Source organism: Streptomyces sp. SID4985 (genome assembly GCF_009863025.1).
Taxonomy (GTDB): domain Bacteria; phylum Actinomycetota; class Actinomycetes; order Streptomycetales; family Streptomycetaceae; genus Streptomyces.
This window is the reverse complement of record NZ_WWIR01000128.1, coordinates 1-18,381: the sequence shown is the minus strand read 5'-3', so window position 1 is coordinate 18,381 and position 18,381 is coordinate 1. Positions and strand designations below refer to the sequence as shown.

Here is an 18,381-nt window from a genome sequence, read left to right as displayed (position 1 = left end):
AGCGGGACCGTCGGGGTCGCGGGGGCCTGGTGGGTCGTACGCAGCAGCGGCACGGCGAACAGGGCGGCGACCGCGCAGGTCGCGCTCGCGCCGACGGCGGCGCGCAGGATGCGGCGGCGGGCCGCGCCCCGGCGGATCTCCTCGTAGCGGCCCGGGGGAGGCGCGAGGTGTGTGGCGGGCGGCCGCATGATGACGGCGAGGGGGTCTTCGGGGCCGAAGTCGGGACCGTCGTCACCGAATGTGGTCAAGGCTTCTCCTCAGGTGGGCGCGGAGCAGTTCACGGGCCGCGTGCAGGTCGGCCTTGACGGTCCCTTCCTTGCGCCCGGTCAGCACGGCCACCTCCCGGATCGGCACGTCAGCGTAGTAGTGCAGCAGGGTCGGTATGCGCAGCCGTTCGGGGAGCGCCTGGACGAGCAGGCGGACCGAGGGGTCGGTCTGCTCGGCGGGCGGCAGGACGGACGCCTCCACGGTGGCGCGGCGCATGGCCCTGCGCTCACGCTCCATGCGGCGCCAGTGGTCCCGGACGAGGTTGGCGGCCGTGACGTAGAGGAAGCCCCGGGGCTCCGACACGGACGTCCAGCGGGCCCAGAGGCGGGTGAACGCCTCCGAGGCGATCTCGTGGGCCGTCTCGTCGTCGTCGACGAGACGGCGGCACCAGCCGGCCAGGCGCGGGTAGAGCGCGGCGAAGAGCTCTGCCGCCGCCTTCTCTCGGGACCGTTTCAACGTTCTCCATGGGGGGATGGGGCACTCCTTCGGGCCGGGGCCCTTCGGGCTTTCCTGCGGCTCCTTTCGGGCCGGGGAAGTCCGGGGTGCCCACGGGGAAGACCCCGGGCCGACGGCGTACGTTCCGTCGGCCCGGGAGCGTGCGGGCGGCGGCCGGTCAGTCGGGTGCGGTGCTCGACGCGGCGAAGACGATCACGTTGTCGCGGTAGCCGTCGCCGGTACGGGGTCCGCCGCAGGTGATGAGCCGCAACTCGGGCCGGTCGACGTCGCCGTAGACCGCCTTCGTCGGGAAGTCGGCCTTGGTGACGGTCCGTACGGAGGTGACCGTGAACCGGGCCGACGTGCCGTTCTCCAGGCGCACCGTGATCCCGTCGCCCCGGCGCAGCCGGTCGAGGCGGCGGAAGACACCGTCGCCGTAGGCGCCGACCGTGACATGGCCGAGGATCACCGACGGACCGGTCGTGCCGGGCGTCGGGGAGTTCTCGTACCAGCCCGCCTGGTCGTGCGCGGTGATCGGAGGCACCTGCACGCCGCCGCTTGGGGCCAGCCCGAGCCGCATGACCGGGGTGTCGACGCCGATCCCGGGAATCCGCAGCCGCGCGGGCGCCGAACTGGCGGGATCCGTCGAGGAGTTCGCCGGACCAGCGGTGGACGGGGTGCTCGCGTGCGTGTCGACGGGGCGGCCCGCGGACACTCCGGTGCCGTCGTGACCGACGCAGCTCGCGAGCAGGGGGACCAGCGCGGCGACGACGAAAGCGCGCCTGGAGAAGCGGGTCATGCCCCGGTCGCCCGTCGGCGGCGCAGGAGGAACACCGCCGTGCCGCCCACCACGAGGGAACCGACGGCGCTGCTGCCGACCAGGGAGGCATGGTTGCCGGAGTCGCTCGAACCGGTGGTCACACCGGTGTCGGGAGCGCCGCTGGGCACGACGGCGACCTGACCGCGTCCCCTGGCCGGGGCGGCGGACGGTACGGGGGTGGGCGCCCCCTCGGCCGTACGGGCGGGGGCGGCGCTCGGTACTCGGCTGGGGGCCGCGCTCGGCTCCGCGCCGCCCGGAGCGCTCGGCCGGGCCGACGGGACGGAGGTGGACGGTACGGCGGTGACGGAGGGGCGGGTGGTCGGGGTCGCACTCGCTCCGTGGGCGAACGCGGGCACCGTGTTCGCCAGCACGGCGACGCAGGCGGCCGCCGTGGCGCTGAGGACTGTTCGACGCATGAATCGCTCTCTTCGCTCGGCCGGTCCGGCGGGTGGCCGGGCGGCTGTGTGATGGATCGAGCGGAGAGACGAGACAGGGGCGGTACGGGTTGTAAAGCGTCGGCAAAGTCTCGACGGCGGGTAATTCCCGTGTCCCGAGCGGCGGTTCAGGAAGCCGCGCCCCGCGACCGCTCGGTGAACGGTGTGACGGGGCGCTCCAGGCGTTCGCCGTCCACGGTGATGTCGACCGCCTCGTTGTAGAAGGCGAGCAGGTCCTTGACGGCGCCGACGGCGGGCAGCGGGTGGGGGTAGCTCCAGACGACGTTCGGCCCGACATCGCCCTCACCCCGCCAGGACCAGTACGCGGCGGTGCCCTTGTACGGGCACGCGGTGCTGTGGTCGGTGTGCTCGAACAGGTCCAGGCGTACGTCCTCGCGCGGGATGTAGTACCGCGTCGGCAGGCCGGTCTCGAAGAGCAGCACCGGGCGACGGGTGTCGGCGACGACCGTGCCGTCGATCCATACCTGGACGTGGCGGCTGCTCGGGATGGCGTCCACCCGTTTGTGCGGGTCGCGGGGGTGGACGAAGATCTCCTCTTCCTCCTCGTACCAGTGCTCCAGGCCCCGGCCCACCCGTGCGAACCACTCGAAGGCGATGTGCCCGGCCAGGTCTTCGGCCGGGAAGGTCCAGGCGGCGTTCTCCATCAGACGGCCGTCGGCCTCGAGGTCGTAGAAGATCCGCGATCCGCTGTGGGTGCCTAGCGGGGGGTTCTTCGCCGGGCGGAGCAGATCCTCCCGGACCTCCTCGCGCGGGAAGGCGTACAGAGGCACCGGCGTTCCGGGCTCCCACACCAGGACGGGACGCCTGCTGTCGACGACCGTGGTGCCGCCGCCCGTGCGGCCGCGTACCCAGCGCTCGGAGGGTTCCCACCGGATGCCTTCGGGGGTGGTCCGGACGGTCGGAGGCGTGGGGAAGGCGGTCATGGCCGGTACTCCTTCTTTTGTTCGCGCGGCGAACGCGGTTGTTCGCGCGGCGATCGGCACGACGTCGGCGTGGCTCCCGGGCCGTGCCGCGACCCGCTCGTCGTCGGGTCCATCAGAGTGTCACCGGAAGCGAGGCCAGCCCGCGCACGAGACGGGTGTGCCGCCAGTTCAGCCGATCCGGCGGTACGGCCAGTCGGATTCCGGGGTACCGGGTGAGCACCGCTCGCAGGGCGATCTCCGCTTCCGCCTTGGCGAGGGGAGCGCCGACGCAGCGGTGGATGCCGTGGCCGAAGCCGAGCTGAGCGGTGGCGTCCCGGTCCAGGTCGAGCCGGTCCGGCGACGGGAACCGCTGGGGGTCGCGGTTGGCCGCGCCGAGGGCGACCAGGACCGGGGTGTCGGCGGGGATGTCGGTGCCGCCGAGGGTGACGGGCCGCGTGGCGTAGCGGAAGGTGGCTGTGCTGACGGGGGAGTCGAAGCGGAGCAACTCGTCCAGCGCGGCTGGGATTTCGTCCGGATTCTTTCGAAGACGGTCCCGTTCGGCGGGGTGTTGGAGGAGGGCCAGGAGGGCGTTGCCGAGGAAGTTGGTGGTGGTCTCGTGTCCGGCCACGAGCAGCAGGATCGCCAGAGAGGCCAACTCCTCCTCGCTCAGGCGGTCGTCTCCGTCGCGGGCGGAGATGAGCTGATCGAGGAGGGAGGTGCCGGGGGCCAGTCGCTTGGCGGCGATGAGACCGGTCATGTAGTCGGCCATGGAGTGCGAGGCCGCGTCGATGACGTCGGGTTTTCCTGCCGCGAACAGTTCTCCGGACCAGCGCTGGACGTCGGACCGATCCTTTTGCGGCACTCCGAGCAGCTCGCAGATCACGATGACGGGGAGCGGCACGGCCAGACCGGCCACGAAGTCGACCGGCTCGTCGGCGGGCCACCGGTCCAGCAGCTCGTCGGTGACCCGCGCGATGAACGGACGAAGCTTCGTGACGGCCCCCGTGGTGAACGCCTTGGTCACCAGCTTGCGCAGTCGGGTGTGCTGGGGTGGGTCGGTGGCGAGCATGTGGTGTGCGACGGCGGGGTGCAGGTGACGTGATGACCCCCTGCCCTGGAAGAAGGCGGCCGTGTCCTTGGAGAGCCGGGGGTCGCCCAGGGCCTCTCGTGCTTCCGCGTAGCCGGTCACCAGGTAGCCGGGGCGGCCGCCGGATCCGGTGGGTGCGGGCTGCACCGGGCAGGCGGACCGCGTGGCGGCGTAAGTGGGGTACGGGTTCTGGAGGAAGCGGGGGTCCTGCGTCGGGTCGGTCATGTGGTCAGGGTCTCTCCTCGGTTCGTGGGCCATTCCGGGCGGACGTGTCGGCCCGTCAAGTCCCAAGTCCTAGGAAACGGCGGACTCTTGCGGGGAGCGGAGGACTAGCAGCGTGATCTCGCTGGGGGCGAAGACGCGGAAGGGCGGGCCCCAGAAGCCGGTGCCGCGGCTGGTGTAGAGGTGGGTGCGGGCGCCGTGGTGGGTGAGGCCGGCGAGGGCGGGCTGGTCGAGGCGGACCAGGTGGTGGAAGGGCCAGATCTGGCCGCCGTGGGTGTGGCCGGAGAGCTGGAGGTCGATGCCGTGGTCCGCCGCGCGGTCGATGAACTTGGGCTGGTGGGCGAGGAGGAGGACGGGGAGGTCGGGGTCGGCGCCATTCAGGGCCTCGGTGAGGTTGGCGCGGTGGCCCGGCAGGCCGGACGACTCGGCGGTGACGTCGTCCACACCGGCCACCACGAGGGTGTCGCCGCCGCGTTCGAGCAGCAGATGGCGGTTGCGCAACGGCTCCCAGCCCAGCTCGTCCATGAGGTCGACCCAGCCCTGGGCCTCGCTGTAGTACTCGTGGTTGCCGGTGACGTAGACACGGGCCCGAGTGGCCTGCACGGTGCCCAGCGGGGCGGCCTGGGCGCGGCGGCGTTCGGCCGTGCCGTCCGCGATGTCGCCGGTGTGGCAGACCAGGTCGGCTTCCAGGGTGTTGACCGTCTCGCAGACCCGCTCCGACCAGCGGGCGCGGTCGAGGGGGCCGTAGTGCGTGTCGGTGATGAGGGCGACCCGGGTGCCGTCCAGTCCGGCTCCCAGACGCGGGAGCCGCACCTCGACGCGGCGCACGCGCGGTACGCGTCGGGCCTCGGCGTAACCCCAGACGAGCAGCACGGCGGTCACGCCCAGGATCGCCCAGGCGACGACGCGCGCCCGGTCCTGTCCGTCACCGACGCCCGCCACGGTCAGGGCGGCCCGCAGCAGGACACCGAGCAGAACGGACCAGGTGAACAGGACCCAGCCCGCGCCCAGCAGCGTGTCACCGACGATCGCCGCCCCGTCCTGTTGGCGTCGGCCGTGGCCGCGTGCCATCGCGAGCGGCATGCCGATCAGACCGAGGGCGAACAGCGCGGTGCCGGTCAGTGTGACGGGGAGCGGCCAGTGCTGGCCGCCGTACAGGAGCACCCAGCAGGGCACGGCCCACAGCAGGACGGGGGCGACGAGGGGGAGGTAGCGCGTCAGGCGCAGCAGTCGGCTCCGTGGCGCCCCCTGCGCCTCACCGCTGGCGGATCGGGTGTTGCTGGTGTCGGTCACGCTTCCCCTCCCGAGGTTCTGCTCCCGCCTCAACTGCCGGAGCTCTTGGGGAGCTCATTGTCCGCCGTCGTGGAACGGGCCGCGCTGCGGGGGCAGGTGAGTCGATTCCCGGCGGCTTTCGGGCTCGCGGACACGTACGTCGACAACGCGCCAACCATCAGGGCCGGTTGAGCTTCCTCCGCCAGAGGTTCGCCTCGGCCCGTCCGACCTGCGGTGACGAGCGAAATTTCCCGGTGTGCGGCCTAAGGGATGGTCCAGGCCCCCCTGTTCGTCACCCGCGTCGCGGTGCTCCACTGCCCTGCGGCTAGTTTGTGCGGGGACGGGTACGCAGGCCCGCGGTGGCTGAGATGTACGGGGAAACGGGAGGTCGGGAACGGTGTCGCTGCGCGAAGGTGATCCAGCCGAGATCGGCGGTTATCCACTGGAGGCGCGGCTCGGCTCGGGTGGAATGGGCGCGGTTTTCCTGGCCCGTACGAGTTCGGGACGGCGTGTCGCGGTCAAACTGATTCACCGGCAGTTCGCGGAGGACGACGAGTTCCGTATCCGTTTCCGCCAGGAGGTGGCGGCCGCGCGGCGGGTGAGCGGCGCGTTCACCGCCGCCGTGGTCGACGCCGACCCCGAGGCCGAGCAGCCGTGGATGGCGACGGCCTACATCGAGGGGCGCACGCTCGCCCAGCATTGCGCCGCGGAAGGTCCGCTGAGCGGGGCGGAGCTGAGAAGGCTCGCCATCGGGCTCGCGGAGGCGCTGCGCGACATCCACCGGGTGGGGGTCGTCCACCGTGACCTGAAGCCCTCGAACGTCGTGCTCTCGCCCGAGGGCCCGCGCGTCATCGACTTCGGCATCTCGCGTGCCGTGGGCCAGGAGACGCTGACGATGACGGGGCGGGTCATCGGTACGCCGCCCTTCATGTCGCCGGAGCAGTTGCGGTCGCCGCGTCACGTGGGGCCGGGATCGGACGTCTTCTCGCTCGGCACGCTGCTGGTGTACGCGGCGACGGGCCGCGGACCCTTCGACGCGGACAGCCCCTACCTGACGGCGTATCAGGTGGTGCACGAGGAGCCGTCGCTCGGTGCCGTGCCGACGGCTCTGCGCGCGGTCGTCGAGCCCTGCCTGGACAAGGAGCCGAAGGGGCGCCCCTCGGCGGACGAACTCCTCGTGCTGCTCCGGGACCTGCCGGGCGACCTCGGCGGAGCCGACGCGGACGGACCCGACTCGGGCCGCTACCGCACCCGCGACGTGATCACTCAGCAGGCTTCGGTGACGGGGGACGCCCTGGCGTCGGCTGCCCCGGCCGAGACTCCCGGCGAGGCCTCGGCCGCGACTCGGGGCGACGACTCGGCCACTGAGTCAACCATCACTCCTGCTCCCGCCCCGACCGGTGCCGACGCGGACAGCCCCGACACCCTCAATGGCCGCCGTCCGCGCGGCCGCTGGCGCCCCGTTCTCGCCGCTGCCGTCGCGGTCGCGGCGATCGGCGGGGGAGTGGCAGCGCTGAACGCCGGACGCCTCGGAGGCGACGGCGGCAACGACAAGGGCAACGACGTCGTCACGTCGGGAGCCGCGCTTCCGGTCGGCTTCAGGCCGTGGCACAAGACCGTGCCGGGAGGCCAGGAAGTCCTCGACGAGCTGCGTTGTGTCGCGCACGGCGACGCGGTGTACTGCGGGGGCGGCGGTGTCGTCGCGACCCGTGTCAGGACCATGGACGGCTCGCCGGTGTGGACGGTGACGAGCCCGGGCATCCCGCCCCAGGGCGTGCACATGGTGGGCGCCACCGACGACACCGTGATCGGATACCGCATCGCCGCCCAGGACGACACGCAGAGCCCGCCCAACGAGGTGGTGGCCATCGACGCGAAGAGCGGCCGGGAGCTGTGGTCCGCGCCGTCCGGCGCCCAGTCGATAGCCGTCACGGGCCGGTTCGAGGACGCCGTCGTGGTCGGCTCCGCCGTCGTGTCGGTCGACGGTTCCAACTCCCGGTTCGAGGCCCGGGACGCGCACAGCGGTGAGGTCCTCTGGACGACGTCGTTCCCCGCGGGTACGCAGTGCGCTCCCGTCCTGGTGGGTCCGCGGCTCTTCGCGATGTGCGCGACGGACGGGGAGGTGGACGACCTGGGGGTGTTCCACCCCGCCCTGTACGAGGTCGACCGGGCCTCGGGGAAGCTGGGCGCTCCCATCACGGTCGACGGCCGCGCCGTGCCGGTGGGCGTCGCCGACGGCAGGCTTGTACTCCTTCAGGAACCGGTGGCGGGGGGAGCGGAGCCGGAGGGGTACGACGGAGTGGTGTGGGTCGACCCGGCCTCGCGGAAGGTCACGTACACCCGACTGGCGAAGAAGTACGAGGGGACGCCCGGCATGGTGGACGGCACCGTCTACGTGAGCGGGCAGACCGGCCTCGTCACGGCGCTCGACCCCGTGACCGGCCGGAAGAAGTGGTCGCGGCAGACGGATGTGGAGGGCGCGTCGGGCCCCGTGGCGGGAGCCGGTGCGCTGTACTTCAGCTCGGCCACCGGCCGGGTCGTCGCGCTGTCGCCGGACGACGGCAGGATCCTGTGGGCGACGCCGCCGCAGGCCGACGGCCTGACGGGCGAACAGGGCGCGAGCCCGCGTGTGACCGTCGCGGGGCGTGTGCTGATCGTGGCCGCGGCGAACAACACGCTCTTCGCCTTCGACACGCGGAATCCGCCGAAGGCGGGCTGACTCCGGTCCGCCGGAATGGGTCCGGGGGCCGGATAGGCTGGTCGGATGCTTGAGAATCCTCCTCCCTGTCCGAAGTGCTCCTGTGAGTACACCTACGAGATGAACGCCCTGGTGGTGTGTCCCGAGTGCGCCCATGAATGGGCTCCCGGCGAAGCGGGGGAAGCGGGTGAAGCGGGTGCCCAGGACGGCGGGCGCGTCGTCAGGGACGCCGTCGGCAATGTGCTGCGGGACGGCGACAGTGTCGTGGTCGTGAAGGCGCTCAAGGTCAAGGGCAGCCCGTCCGGGATCAAGGCCGGGACCAAGGTGCGGAACATCCGGCTGGTCGACGGGGTCGACGGGCATGACATCGACTGCAAGGTCGACGGGTTCGGCGCGATGCAGCTCAAGTCGAGCGTGGTCAAGAAGGCCTGAGCCCCGGGCACCCCCTGCCGGTGGCGGAACCATCAGGGTCCCCGTCCATTGAGGAATTGCATAATTTCGCAATTGCTTAGATGCTGTGATGGTTGTGTCCGCAGGTAGCCGCGGGCACAACCTTTCGCGTCCTGCCCCCGAGGGGGCTGTTGGGGAAGCCGAGGGGCCCGGTGTCCGTTCCGCTGTACCAGGTCAAGGCCGACCGCCTGTGGGCCGCCGTCGCCGCGCTGCTGCCCGGCCGGGGCGACCTCGCGGAGATGCGGCGCGACCCGCGCCGCGACCTGCTGGCCGGACTCACCGTGGCCGTCGTCGCGCTGCCGCTGGCGCTGGGCTTCGGGGTCTCCTCCGGGCTCGGCGCCGAGGCGGGCCTCGCGACCGCCGTGGTCGCCGGTGCGCTGGCGGCCGTCTTCGGCGGCTCCAACCTCCAGGTGTCCGGGCCTACCGGCGCGATGACCGTGGTCCTCGTGCCGATCGTCGGCCGGTACGGCCCGACCGGGGTGCTCACCGTCGGCCTCATGGCGGGCGTCATGCTCGTCGGCCTGGCACTGCTGCGGGCCGGGAAGTACATGCGGTACGTCCCCGCGCCCGTCGTCGAGGGCTTCACCCTCGGCATCGCCTGCGTGATCGGGCTCCAGCAGATCCCGAACGCCCTGGGCGTGTCCAAGCCCGAGGGCGACCGGGTGCTCGTCGTGACCTGGCGGGCGGTCGAGGAGTTCGCGAAGAACCCGAACTGGACGGCGGCCGGGTTCGCCGTCGCGGTGGCCGCGGTGATGCTCGTGGGCGCCCGCTGGCGGCCGACCGTACCCTTCTCGATCGTCGCCGTGATCGCGGCGACGATCGTGGCGCAGATCGGCGGCTTCCACGGCGTGAAGCCGATCGGCGACCTGCCGGCCGGACTGCCCGTCCCCTCGCTCTCCTTCCTCGACCTCGGCTCGCTCGGGAGCCTGCTCGGCCCCGCCGTGGCGGTCGCCGCCCTGGCCGCGCTGGAATCCCTGCTGTCCGCCTCGGTGGCCGACGGGATGACGGTCGGGCAGCGGCACGACCCGGACCGCGAGCTGTTCGGGCAGGGGCTGGCCAACATCGCCGCCCCGCTGTTCGGCGGCGTCCCGGCCACCGGTGCCATCGCGCGCACGGCGGTCAACGTCCGTACCGGCGCGGGCTCCCGGCTCGCCGCCCTCACCCACGCTGTCGTCCTCGCGGTGATCGTCTTCGCCGCCGCGCCGCTGGTCTCGAAGATCCCGCTGGCCGCGCTCGCCGGAGTCCTGCTGGCCACGGCGATCCGCATGATCGAGGTCGGCGCGCTGCGCGCCATGGTCAGGGCCACCCGCTCCGACGCCCTGGTCCTCGTCCTGACCGCCGTCGCGACCGTCGCCCTCGACCTCGTCTACGCGGTCGTCGTCGGCCTCGTCGTCGCCGGGGCGCTCGCCCTGCGCGCCGTCGCCAAGCAGGCCCGCTTCGAACAGGTGCCGCTCGACCGGGCCGACCACACCGCCGAGGAACATGCCCTGCTCGCCGAACACATCGTCGCCTACCGCATCGACGGACCGCTGTTCTTCGCCGCCGCCCACCGCTTCCTGCTGGAGCTGACCGAGGTCGCGGACGTACGCGTCGTCATCCTCCGCATGTCCCGGGTGTCGACCATGGACGCCACCGGCGTGCTCGTCCTCAAGGACGCCGTGGAGAAGCTGGAGCGGCGCGGCATCCGCGTCCTCGCCTCCGGGGTACGGCCCGGTCAGCGCCGGGTGCTCGAATCCGTGGGCGCGCTGGAGCTGCTGCGGCACGACGGGCGCGAGTACGCCACCACGCCCGAGGCGATCCGGGGCGCCCGGGAGTACCTGGAGCGCGCCGGAGTGCTGCCCGCCGGACCCGCCCCGCACAAGGGCACCGCGACGAAGGCCGTGGAGGCGTGATGTTCACCGATCTGAACGCCCTGCCCCACCGGCATGTGCTCACGCTGCCGACCGAACCCTCCGCCGTACGCGTCGCCCGCGAGACCGCCGAGCGGGCGCTGACCGAGTGGGGCATCGGGTTGCGGCACCCGGCCGTGGACCCGGCCCTGCTGATCGTGAGCGAGCTGGTGACCAACAGCGTGCGGCACGCCGCCGTACTGTCCCCGCAGGTCACGGTGGTCTACGCGGCGGCCCCCGACCGGGTCGCCTTCGCCGTCCACGACCGGCATCCCCACCGGCCACGGCTCGACGGACCGGGCCTGGACACCGGGACGGGCGGCCTGGCCACGGTCATGGAGCTGACGCTCGGCCTGGGCGGCAGTGCCGCGGTCCATGCCGACGACGACGGAGGCGGCAAGGTCATCTGGATCACGCTCCCGCTCTGAGGGCGGCGCCGCCGACGGATCCTCCGACGGAGCCGCGCGAACACGGGCCGGTTCGCCCGTTCGAAGACTTGCTAATCTCGGCAATTCACGAGGTCATCGCCGCCGCATCCGGCGGCTCCCGTCGTCGACGTGGATTCGGCCGGGCCGCTGCCGCACGCGAGGATGGGTCGCATGGTGTTGACGAATGGCCGGACGCGGCGAGGCGCCGGGACAGGCCCGGTGAGGCCGCGCCGCCGCGCGGAAAGGGAGACGGCCCGGTGAGTACGCCGCTGTACCAGCTGAAGGCGGAGTTCTTCAAAACCCTGGGTCACCCCGCCCGCATCCGCGTCCTGGAGCTGCTGAGCGAGCGCGAGCACGCGGTCGCCGAGATGCTGCCCGAGGTGGGCATCGAGCCCGCCAGCCTCTCCCAGCAACTGGCTGTCCTGCGCCGGGCCAACCTGGTCAGGACGCGCAAGGAGGGCTCGAACGTGTACTACTCCCTCACCAGCCCGCATGTGGCGGAGTTGCTGCGGGTGGCGCGGACCATCCTCTCGGGCGTCCTCGCGGGCCAGGCCGAACTCCTCGCCGACCTCCAGGCGACCCAGGGCGAGGGAAAGCAGGTCTGACCTTCCGGTCATGGCCCGCTCGTACGGGTTCGCATCTCCTTGGGGTGACTTTCCCCGTTGATCGATAGAGTCATCACATTCACATCAGGTGCACCGAATCTCCACACGAGGTTCCGGTGAGGGCGGGGGATTCCTTCTGCCTGGTGATCGGTCGGGAGGCCGCGTGTACGAGATGACCAAGGGTGCCAACGTCGTGCTGGGCGCCCTCGGCGACGGGGACGTCGAGTCGGTGGTGGTCAGCCTGGGGTGGGTGAGTCCGACCGGCGAGGGCGACGCGGACGTCTCCGTGCTGCTGCTGGACGAGAACGGCAAGGTCCGCGGCGACACCGACTTCTACTTCTACAACAACCCGTGCGCGCCGGACGGCAGCGTGCAGCTGCTCGGCAAGACCCCCGTCGGGGAGGGCAGCGAGGACCGGATCGGCTTCGACCTCAAGGCGCTCCCGGACGACGTCGCCACGATCCTCGTCGCGGCCAGCCGGTACGGCTCCGCCCGCTTCGACGAACTCGAGGACCTGCGGCTGACCTTGAGCGACGGCTCGGGCGAGCCCCTGCTGACGTACGAGGTCGGGGACGCGGGCGGCGTCAGCGCCCTGATCTTCGGCGAGCTGTACCGGCGCGGGGAGGAATGGAAGTTCCGCGCGGTCGGGCAGGGGTACGAGGCGGGGTTCGCCGCGCTCGCGTCCGACCACGGGGTCGACATCGAGGACGACGCCGAGGACGACGCCGGGACGGCCGGGACGGTGGACGACGCGCCGGAGGAGGAGGCGACGGCCGAGCCGGGCGGCGAGGTGCCGGCCGGGGATTCGGCAGTCGGGGACGCGGTGGTCGAGCAGATCCCCGAGCCGCGGCCCACGCCCGAGCCCGTCGCGCCCGTCACGGGTGCCGTCCCGCCACCGCGCACGCCAGACGAGGCCGCCGACGCCGTACCGGCCGCGAGGAAGACCCGCCCCCGCACCGCCAAGAAGAAGGTCACCCTCCCCAAGGCGCTGAAGAAGTCCCTCGCGGAGAACGACGCGTGGCGCGGTGCCCGGCTCTTTCCCGTCTCCGCGCTGAAGAGCGACCGGGACCGGGAGATGCGGGCCACCTCCGTGCTCCTGGCCGTGATGGCGCAGGTCCCCGAGTTCGGCCGCAGGCTCACCGCCGGGTTCGGCGCCCCCGCCGGGCGCATGGAGACCTTCACCGAGGTGTCCCTGCCGCACGGCGACACGCCCCGGCGTCCGGACGGTGTGATCCGGGTGGAGCGCGCGGGCAAACTCTGGACCGCGCTCGTGGAGACCAAGACGAACGGCAACCCGCTCAGGGCCGAGCAGGTGCAGGCCTACGCCGACATCGCGGCGCGGCGGGGGTACGAGGCGGTCATCACGCTCTCCAACGACGTGGCCCTTGAGGGCAGTCCGCTGGTCGAGGTGAAGATCGACCGGCGGCGCAAGAACAAGGTGAGCCTGTGGCATCTGTCCTGGGCCGAGGTGGCGCACCAGGCGCAGATGCTGATCCGGCACGAGGGCGTGGTGAATCCCGCGCACGCCTGGCTCCTTGAGGAACTGCTGCACTACCTCCTCCACGACAACTCCGGCTGCCACGGCTTCCAGAACATGGGCCCCGCCTGGGTGCCCGTGCGCAGCGGCATCCAGGACGAGACCCTCTGCCAGGGCGATCCCCGGGCGCTGGAGACCGTCGAGAGCTGGGAGCGGCTGGTGCGCCAGGTGTCGCTGGGCCTCGGCGGTGAACTCGGGCTGAAGGTCCTCCCCGTCCAGCGGGCCCGGCGGGACTCGGACGCGGTGGCCCGGCGCTCCCGCATGGCCGACCAGCTGTGCCTGGACGGCACGTTGCAGGCGGAGTTGCGTATCGAGGGCGTCGCGGGCGTGCTCGGGGTCACCGCCGACCTGCGCACCACGAAGATCCGTACCTCGATCGACGTCCCGGCGCCCGAGCAGGGCTATCCGCTCTCCTGGGCCAAGCGGATCGTCCGCGAACTGGCGGAGGCACCCGCCGATCTGCACATCGAGACCCTGGTCGAGGGCGAGACCGGGGGCCCGCGCGGCACCCTGGAGCGGCTGCGGCCCGAGCCGGGCGACATGCTGCCGAAGAGCGGGGTGAAGATCACCGGCTTCCGGCTCTCGCTGTTCAAGAGCATGGGCGGTCAGCGGGGGAACACGGAGGCGGGCTTCATCCGCAGCATCGACGAGGCGGTGCACAAGTTCAACGCCGGGGTGCTGGCCCATCTCGATCGGCTGGTGGCGAAGAAGGGGGCGTAGGGCGCGCGTGGGAGACTGCGCCGCATGACTCTCGATGATCTTGACTTCGCCGGGTGGCGGTCCCTCGACGTGTCCACGGTGCGCCGGTTGGCCGAGGAGGTGGCCGGGCGGGTCGGGGGATCGGTGAGCGACATCGGGGCCGGGGAGCATCTCGGCGGGGTGTGGCATCGGGTGCTGATCGAGCGGGGCGGGCAGGAGTTCGCGCTGATACCCGGGGGCCGGGTGACGGTCGGGTTCGACCTTGCCGCCTGGCAGCCCACGCCCGAGGAGGAGGCCGACTACGCCGAGAGCGTGGCCGCCGGGTTCGGATACGGCCCCGATCTACGGGCCCACCTCGCGCAGGTGCTCAGCCCTCGGCGGACTGTCACCGTGCCGACCGTCCTGATGGCCGTCGAGGCCGAGGCGCTGACCGAGCCGCCCGCCGACATGCCGGACGAGCTCGCCGCGCGCGGGCTGCGGATGCCGAGCGCCGACGAGTGGGAGCACGCGTGCGGGGCCGGGGCGGGCACCCTGTTCCGGTGGGGCGACACGTGCCCGCTCGACCGCATCCCGTACGGCGACCGCTCCGGCCCGCAGAACGACCTCAACGCCTTCGGCCTGCGCATCGCCCACGACACGTACTCCGCCGAGCTGAGCCAGGACACCGGTGCCGTGCACGGCGGGGACGGGGGCGAATCGGCGTGCGGGGGATACGGGACGCTGCTGGGCTGGCTGCCGCTGGCCACCGCCAACCGCAATCCGTCCATGGCCGAATTGGTCTACGGCGAGGAGGGCGAGGACATGTGGGAGGACTTCTCCACCCGGCCCGTGCTGCCACTCTGAGCTGGGACGGCCTGGTCAGGCCGCCGGTTTGCGCCAGACGGAGACGTGCTTCCCGGAGTCCGCCGTGAACGGCGTCCCGTCCCAGTCCGCCACGCGCCGCTCCAGTTCGAGCCCGGCGAGCCGTGCCATCAGGTCCAGCTCGGCGGGCCAGGCGTACCGGTGCCGGGACGAGCCGCGCCGGTAGCGGCCGTCCTCGCCGTCGCGGGTCAGATGGTGGGAGACGAGGATCTGCTCGACCAGGTCGAACGTGTCGAAACCCAGGTGCCGGTCCGACACGTCGAACGGCACGGCGGCCGCGCCGGGCGGCAGGAGTCGCAGCGGAGGCACGTTGAGCTCGATGACGAAGCGGCCGCCGGGTCCCAGATGGCGCGCCGCGTTGCGGAAGCACTCCACCTGTTCGTCCTGGGTGAGCAGGTTGGAGATCGTGTTGTAGACGAGGTAGACCAGGGTGAAGTCGCCCGGTACGACGGTGGTCGCCATGTCCCCGAGGACGACCGGCAGGGTCTCCTCGTCCACCTTGCGGCGCAGCATGGCCGCCATGTGCGCGGACAGTTCGACGCCGGTCACGGGAACCCCGCGCTCCCGCAGGGGCACGCCGACGCGGCCGGTCCCGATGGCGAACTCCAACGCGGGCCCGTCGCCCGCCAGTTCGGCCAGGAAGGCGAGGGTCGGGCCGAGTACGGCGGCGGAGAACATCTCGGCGTCCTCCGCGTCGTACCGCTCGGCGGTGGCACGGCTCCACAATTCGCTGCTCGTCACGGCGGGGTACTTTTCCGGGTGGGTCCGGGGTTGTCGAGCGGTTTATGACCCGTTACGCGGTCCAGCCCGCCACGCACAACGCCCTGTCCAGCGCCACCGTGTACTCCCTCGCCTTCAGCCACGCCTCCGTGAAACGCGTCGGATCGGCCGGGAGCAGGCGCCCGAACGTGTCGCGGGAGCGGGTCGTCGCCGTGGAGTGCAGTTCCGTCAGGAGGGCCGCCGCCGTCGGGAGGCCGTGGGCGGCGAGGCGGCGGGGGTCGGTGACGCCGCCGGTGCCGGGGTGGGCCAGGGCACGGCGGCCGCCCGCCGCGGTCTGGTGGATGCGGCGGACGAGGAGGTGGACGGGCGGTTCGTCGGACGGGGGAGCGGGCTGCGGGGGTGGGGTGGGGGCAGGAAGGTCCGCCTTCTGCAGGCGGTCCAGGCCCACGTCCACGTGCGTGCCCGGGGTGGTGGGGTGTTCCGTCGCCAGCAGCGTGGCCCGGGGGTGCGAGGCCGGGGTCAGGCGGGCGATGACGCGAAGGGGCGTGTCCGTGGCGGCGGCCAGGAGGCGGAGGTTGTCGCGGTGGGGGAGGGACGGGTCGTCGTGGGCCGCCGTCAGACGCAGGGTGACGCAGTCGGAGGCGGCCAGCAGACAGTCGCCCGCCGACTCGCGGACCGTGCCCGTGAAGGTCACCTCCAGAAAGAGCAGACCGTTGGAGTCGGGCGCCAGGGCGCGGGTCAGCTGGTCCCGCAGGGGGACGCGCCAGAGCCGGTCCAGCGGGTCCGCGCGCCAGTCGACACCGGGGGCGCGTACCGCGCGCACCTTGGCGCCCGCGCCGAGACGGCCGCTGGGGGAGACCGTCGCGCCGGAGACCGCGAGTCCCGCCCGGGACAGCTCGCGGTGGGTGAGGGCCGTGTCGCCGAGTCGTACGGCGCGGTCGGCGGCGCCCGTCGCGCGGGCCGCGCCGCCGGGTGCCACGTCCGACACCTGGTAGAGCCTGCCGTTCGCGTCGGCCGTCCAGGTCACCGCGCCCGCGTACCCGCTCGCCGTCAGCACCGGCTCGCTGAAGAGGCCGTACAGCCGCAGCGAGCCGTCCGGGCGGTACGGCTGCCGGGCCGTGCCGCGCAGGGCGGCCAGTTCCTCGCCCTCGGCATGCGGGAGGCGGTGGGACACCGCGAGGACGTCGCCGAGTGCCGCGACGAGGTCCGCGAGCCGGTACGCCGGGTCGGCCGAGCGGGCCGCGCGCAACGCGGTGACCACGGAGGACGACGCGGCGGCTACGCGGTGCAGACCGGCCAGGCGCGCGGTGTGGGCGGCGCGCAGCAACTCCGCCTGGAGCACCGCCCCGCAGCCGTCGGCGCCCGCGTCCAGTACGGCTGCGGCGGCGGTCCATACGGTGCGTGCGGCGGCGAGTTGGCCAGGGGTGGGTCGCTCGGGTTCGGGTGCCTCGGGTTCCTGCGGCTGTGGCGCTCTGTCCGCCACCAACGGCTCGGCGGCAAGCCGTAGTTCGGCCACCGGCGCCAACGACGCTGCCGCCGCCCGGTGCAGACAGTCCGGCGCCAGCAGGCACCCGCAGTGCACCGCGTCCGGAGTCGTCACCGACCCGCCGGGCGCGTGGAGTTCGACGTACGTGGTGTCGTCGACGGCGATGCGCACGGTGTCGCCGTCGCGGTCCACCGGGCGGTCCGCCAGCTTGGCGATGCCCGCGTCCAGGCGCTTGCGCAGCCGGGGGGAGAGCGCCTCCACGAGAGTGGCGGTCACCTCCGGTGCGACGGGCGGCAGTTGGGTGCTCATGCGATCTTCTCCCCTATCCAGCGGGCGAGTTCGAGGGGGCTGAGGGCGGCCACCGGCATCCCGGCCGCGACCAACTGGCCCGCCACGCCGGTCGAGTAGCGCGGGCGTCCCGCGTCGTCCAGGCTCGCGCAGCCCAGTACGTGGCAGCCTGCGCCGACCAGCGAGCGGACCTCGCTCAGCAGGCCGCCGAGCGGGTAGCCCTCCTCGAAGTCGCTGATCAGCACGACGAGCGTCCGGGAGGGGACGGTGACCAGTTCGCGGGCGTGCCGTAGCCCCGCCGCGATGTGCGTACCGCCGCCGACGCTCACCTCCAGCAGCAGCGAGAGCGGGTCCTCGACCTGGTCGGTCAGGTCGATCACCTTCGTGGAGAAGGCCAGGAAGTGGGTGGACAGGGTGGGCACCCCGGCCAGCACGGAGGCCGTGAGCGCCGCCCAGATCGTGGACGCCTCCATGGAGCCCGACACGTCGGTGACCAGGATCAGCCGCCAGTCGGCCGCCTTGCGGGCCCGGGTGCGGAACACCGGCCGCTCGGGGATCACCGTCACCGTGCCGTCCGGGGCCCGGCGCGCCGTGGCCAGGTTGGCCCGCAGCGTGCGGGCCAGATCGAGACCGCCGCCCGGACGCCGACTCGGCCGGGGGAGCGCGGTGCCGTGCAGCGCGGGACGCAGCCGGGTGGCCAACTCCCGGGTCAGCGCCTCCACCAGGCGCCGTACCAGCGGCCGCAGCGTCGCGAGCCGCGCCTCGGGCAGGCCGCCCGCGTGCCGCAGCACCGAGCGGAGCAGGTCCACCGAGGGGCGCACGCTCTCCGCGTCGAGTTCCGCGAAGACGTCCGCCCGGCCCGTCGCCGCGGCCGCCGCCAGCACCTCCTCCCGGACACCCGGGCCGAACAGCGCCGCCAGCTCCTCCGACCACTCCCGCACGCCGGGGTACGGGGCCTCCCGACCGCCCCCGCCGCCGGCCCCGGCCCCGGTTCCGGTGAGATCGCCCCGGCTGCCCTCGCCGCGTCCGGTGCCGTACAGCTCGTCCAGCGCCGTCGCCAATCGCCTTGCGGAAGGCGGCAGTTGATCGCGACGGCGGCCCAGGACCAGGCGCCAGCGGTCGGCCGGTGCGATGTGTCCGGCGGAGGCCGGGGTCGGCTCGTCGGACGACCCGGGGGTGTCCGTATCCGTCGCCGGGACCGCCTGCCCCGCCTCCGGCAGCAGCCCCACCGCCGCCAGCGCCTCCCGCGCCGCCAGGTCG

Annotated in this window: 16 protein-coding genes and 1 pseudogene; 7 read left to right on the top strand and 10 right to left on the bottom strand. The window is 72.9% G+C overall.

Annotated elements, in window-relative coordinates; genetic code table 11:
- From GTW40_RS05030 to GTW40_RS05000, 7 genes and pseudogenes are all read right to left on the bottom strand, one after another.
- Positions 1-248 (bottom strand): annotated as a pseudogene (locus GTW40_RS05030) (hypothetical protein); the annotation flags it as partial.
- A complete protein-coding gene (locus GTW40_RS05025) occupies positions 232-723 on the bottom strand; it encodes an RNA polymerase sigma factor (protein ID WP_161178927.1) in 492 nt (163 codons plus the stop codon). The pseudogene GTW40_RS05030 and the gene GTW40_RS05025, both read right to left, overlap by 17 nt.
- A gap of 157 nt (positions 724-880) precedes the next feature.
- The gene (locus GTW40_RS05020; protein WP_161178926.1) at positions 881-1,501 is read right to left on the bottom strand and encodes a class F sortase; all 621 of its coding nucleotides are present in this window, start codon (positions 1,499-1,501) and stop codon (positions 881-883) included.
- Positions 1,498-1,938 carry a Tat pathway signal sequence domain protein gene (locus GTW40_RS05015; protein ID WP_161178925.1) on the bottom strand — a complete coding sequence of 147 codons (441 nt, stop codon included), beginning with the start codon at positions 1,936-1,938 and terminating at the stop codon, positions 1,498-1,500. Before GTW40_RS05015 ends, GTW40_RS05020 begins: the two co-directional genes overlap by 4 nt.
- A gap of 146 nt (positions 1,939-2,084) precedes the next feature.
- Positions 2,085-2,900: a DUF427 domain-containing protein gene (locus GTW40_RS05010; RefSeq protein ID WP_161178924.1), complete on the bottom strand. Its 816-nt coding sequence runs from the start codon at positions 2,898-2,900 to the stop codon at positions 2,085-2,087.
- Between the two features lie 112 nt (positions 2,901-3,012).
- On the bottom strand, positions 3,013-4,191 hold the full coding sequence (locus tag GTW40_RS05005; protein WP_161178923.1) for a cytochrome P450: 1,179 nt from the start codon (positions 4,189-4,191) through the stop codon (positions 3,013-3,015).
- Between the two features lie 69 nt (positions 4,192-4,260).
- Positions 4,261-5,481 (bottom strand): metallophosphoesterase, encoded by a 1,221-nt coding sequence (locus GTW40_RS05000; RefSeq protein ID WP_161178922.1) that lies wholly within the window; start codon positions 5,479-5,481, stop codon positions 4,261-4,263.
- 376 nt (positions 5,482-5,857) lie between these two features.
- Between GTW40_RS05000 and GTW40_RS04995 the strand changes: the two genes are divergently transcribed.
- From GTW40_RS04995 to GTW40_RS04965, 7 genes are all read left to right on the top strand, one after another.
- The gene (locus tag GTW40_RS04995) at positions 5,858-8,179 is read left to right on the top strand and encodes a serine/threonine-protein kinase (protein ID WP_161178921.1); all 2,322 of its coding nucleotides are present in this window, start codon (positions 5,858-5,860) and stop codon (positions 8,177-8,179) included.
- Between the two features lie 45 nt (positions 8,180-8,224).
- Positions 8,225-8,590 carry a zinc ribbon domain-containing protein YjdM gene (locus GTW40_RS04990; protein WP_161178920.1) on the top strand — a complete coding sequence of 122 codons (366 nt, stop codon included), beginning with the start codon at positions 8,225-8,227 and terminating at the stop codon, positions 8,588-8,590.
- 257 nt (positions 8,591-8,847) lie between these two features.
- Positions 8,848-10,500: a SulP family inorganic anion transporter gene (locus GTW40_RS04985; protein ID WP_237525340.1), complete on the top strand. Its 1,653-nt coding sequence runs from the start codon at positions 8,848-8,850 to the stop codon at positions 10,498-10,500.
- Positions 10,500-10,925, top strand: a complete 426-nt coding sequence (locus GTW40_RS04980) for an ATP-binding protein (RefSeq protein ID WP_161178919.1) — start codon at positions 10,500-10,502, stop codon at positions 10,923-10,925. Before GTW40_RS04985 ends, GTW40_RS04980 begins: the two co-directional genes overlap by 1 nt.
- A 257-nt stretch (positions 10,926-11,182) precedes the next feature.
- Positions 11,183-11,530: a metalloregulator ArsR/SmtB family transcription factor gene (locus GTW40_RS04975; RefSeq protein ID WP_161178918.1), complete on the top strand. Its 348-nt coding sequence runs from the start codon at positions 11,183-11,185 to the stop codon at positions 11,528-11,530.
- A 172-nt stretch (positions 11,531-11,702) separates the two neighbouring features.
- Positions 11,703-13,787 carry a TerD family protein gene (locus tag GTW40_RS04970; RefSeq protein WP_161178928.1) on the top strand — a complete coding sequence of 695 codons (2,085 nt, stop codon included), beginning with the start codon at positions 11,703-11,705 and terminating at the stop codon, positions 13,785-13,787.
- Between the two features lie 24 nt (positions 13,788-13,811).
- A complete protein-coding gene (locus tag GTW40_RS04965; RefSeq protein WP_161178917.1) occupies positions 13,812-14,609 on the top strand; it encodes a hypothetical protein in 798 nt (265 codons plus the stop codon).
- Positions 14,610-14,624: 15 nt separating this feature from the next.
- On the opposite strand, the gene GTW40_RS04960 is transcribed toward GTW40_RS04965, so the two are convergent.
- The 3 genes from GTW40_RS04960 to GTW40_RS04950 form a co-directional block, all read right to left on the bottom strand.
- A complete protein-coding gene (locus tag GTW40_RS04960) occupies positions 14,625-15,368 on the bottom strand; it encodes a class I SAM-dependent methyltransferase (protein ID WP_161178916.1) in 744 nt (247 codons plus the stop codon).
- A gap of 52 nt (positions 15,369-15,420) precedes the next feature.
- Positions 15,421-17,142 (bottom strand): hypothetical protein, encoded by a 1,722-nt coding sequence (locus GTW40_RS04955; RefSeq protein WP_161178915.1) that lies wholly within the window; start codon positions 17,140-17,142, stop codon positions 15,421-15,423.
- A partial coding sequence (locus GTW40_RS04950; protein WP_161178914.1) for a VWA domain-containing protein occupies positions 17,139-18,381 on the bottom strand: 1,243 nt, incomplete at its 5' end. The genes GTW40_RS04955 and GTW40_RS04950, both read right to left, overlap by 4 nt.

Excerpts from the sequence above, each read along its gene's own strand:
- GTW40_RS05005 (WP_161178923.1), bottom strand. The coding sequence starts at position 4,191 with ATGACCGACCCGACGCAGGACCCCCGCTTCCTCCAGAACCCGTACCCC.
- GTW40_RS04990 (WP_161178920.1), top strand. The coding sequence starts at position 8,225 with ATGCTTGAGAATCCTCCTCCCTGTCCGAAGTGCTCCTGTGAGTACACC.
- GTW40_RS04985 (WP_237525340.1), top strand. The coding sequence starts at position 8,848 with ATGCGGCGCGACCCGCGCCGCGACCTGCTGGCCGGACTCACCGTGGCC.
- GTW40_RS04970 (WP_161178928.1), top strand. The coding sequence starts at position 11,703 with ATGACCAAGGGTGCCAACGTCGTGCTGGGCGCCCTCGGCGACGGGGAC.
- GTW40_RS05020 (WP_161178926.1), bottom strand. The coding sequence starts at position 1,501 with ATGACCCGCTTCTCCAGGCGCGCTTTCGTCGTCGCCGCGCTGGTCCCC.
- GTW40_RS04965 (WP_161178917.1), top strand. The coding sequence starts at position 13,812 with ATGACTCTCGATGATCTTGACTTCGCCGGGTGGCGGTCCCTCGACGTG.
- GTW40_RS05010 (WP_161178924.1), bottom strand. The coding sequence starts at position 2,900 with ATGACCGCCTTCCCCACGCCTCCGACCGTCCGGACCACCCCCGAAGGC.
- GTW40_RS04980 (WP_161178919.1), top strand. The coding sequence starts at position 10,500 with ATGTTCACCGATCTGAACGCCCTGCCCCACCGGCATGTGCTCACGCTG.
- GTW40_RS05015 (WP_161178925.1), bottom strand. The coding sequence starts at position 1,938 with ATGCGTCGAACAGTCCTCAGCGCCACGGCGGCCGCCTGCGTCGCCGTG.
- GTW40_RS04955 (WP_161178915.1), bottom strand. The coding sequence starts at position 17,142 with ATGAGCACCCAACTGCCGCCCGTCGCACCGGAGGTGACCGCCACTCTC.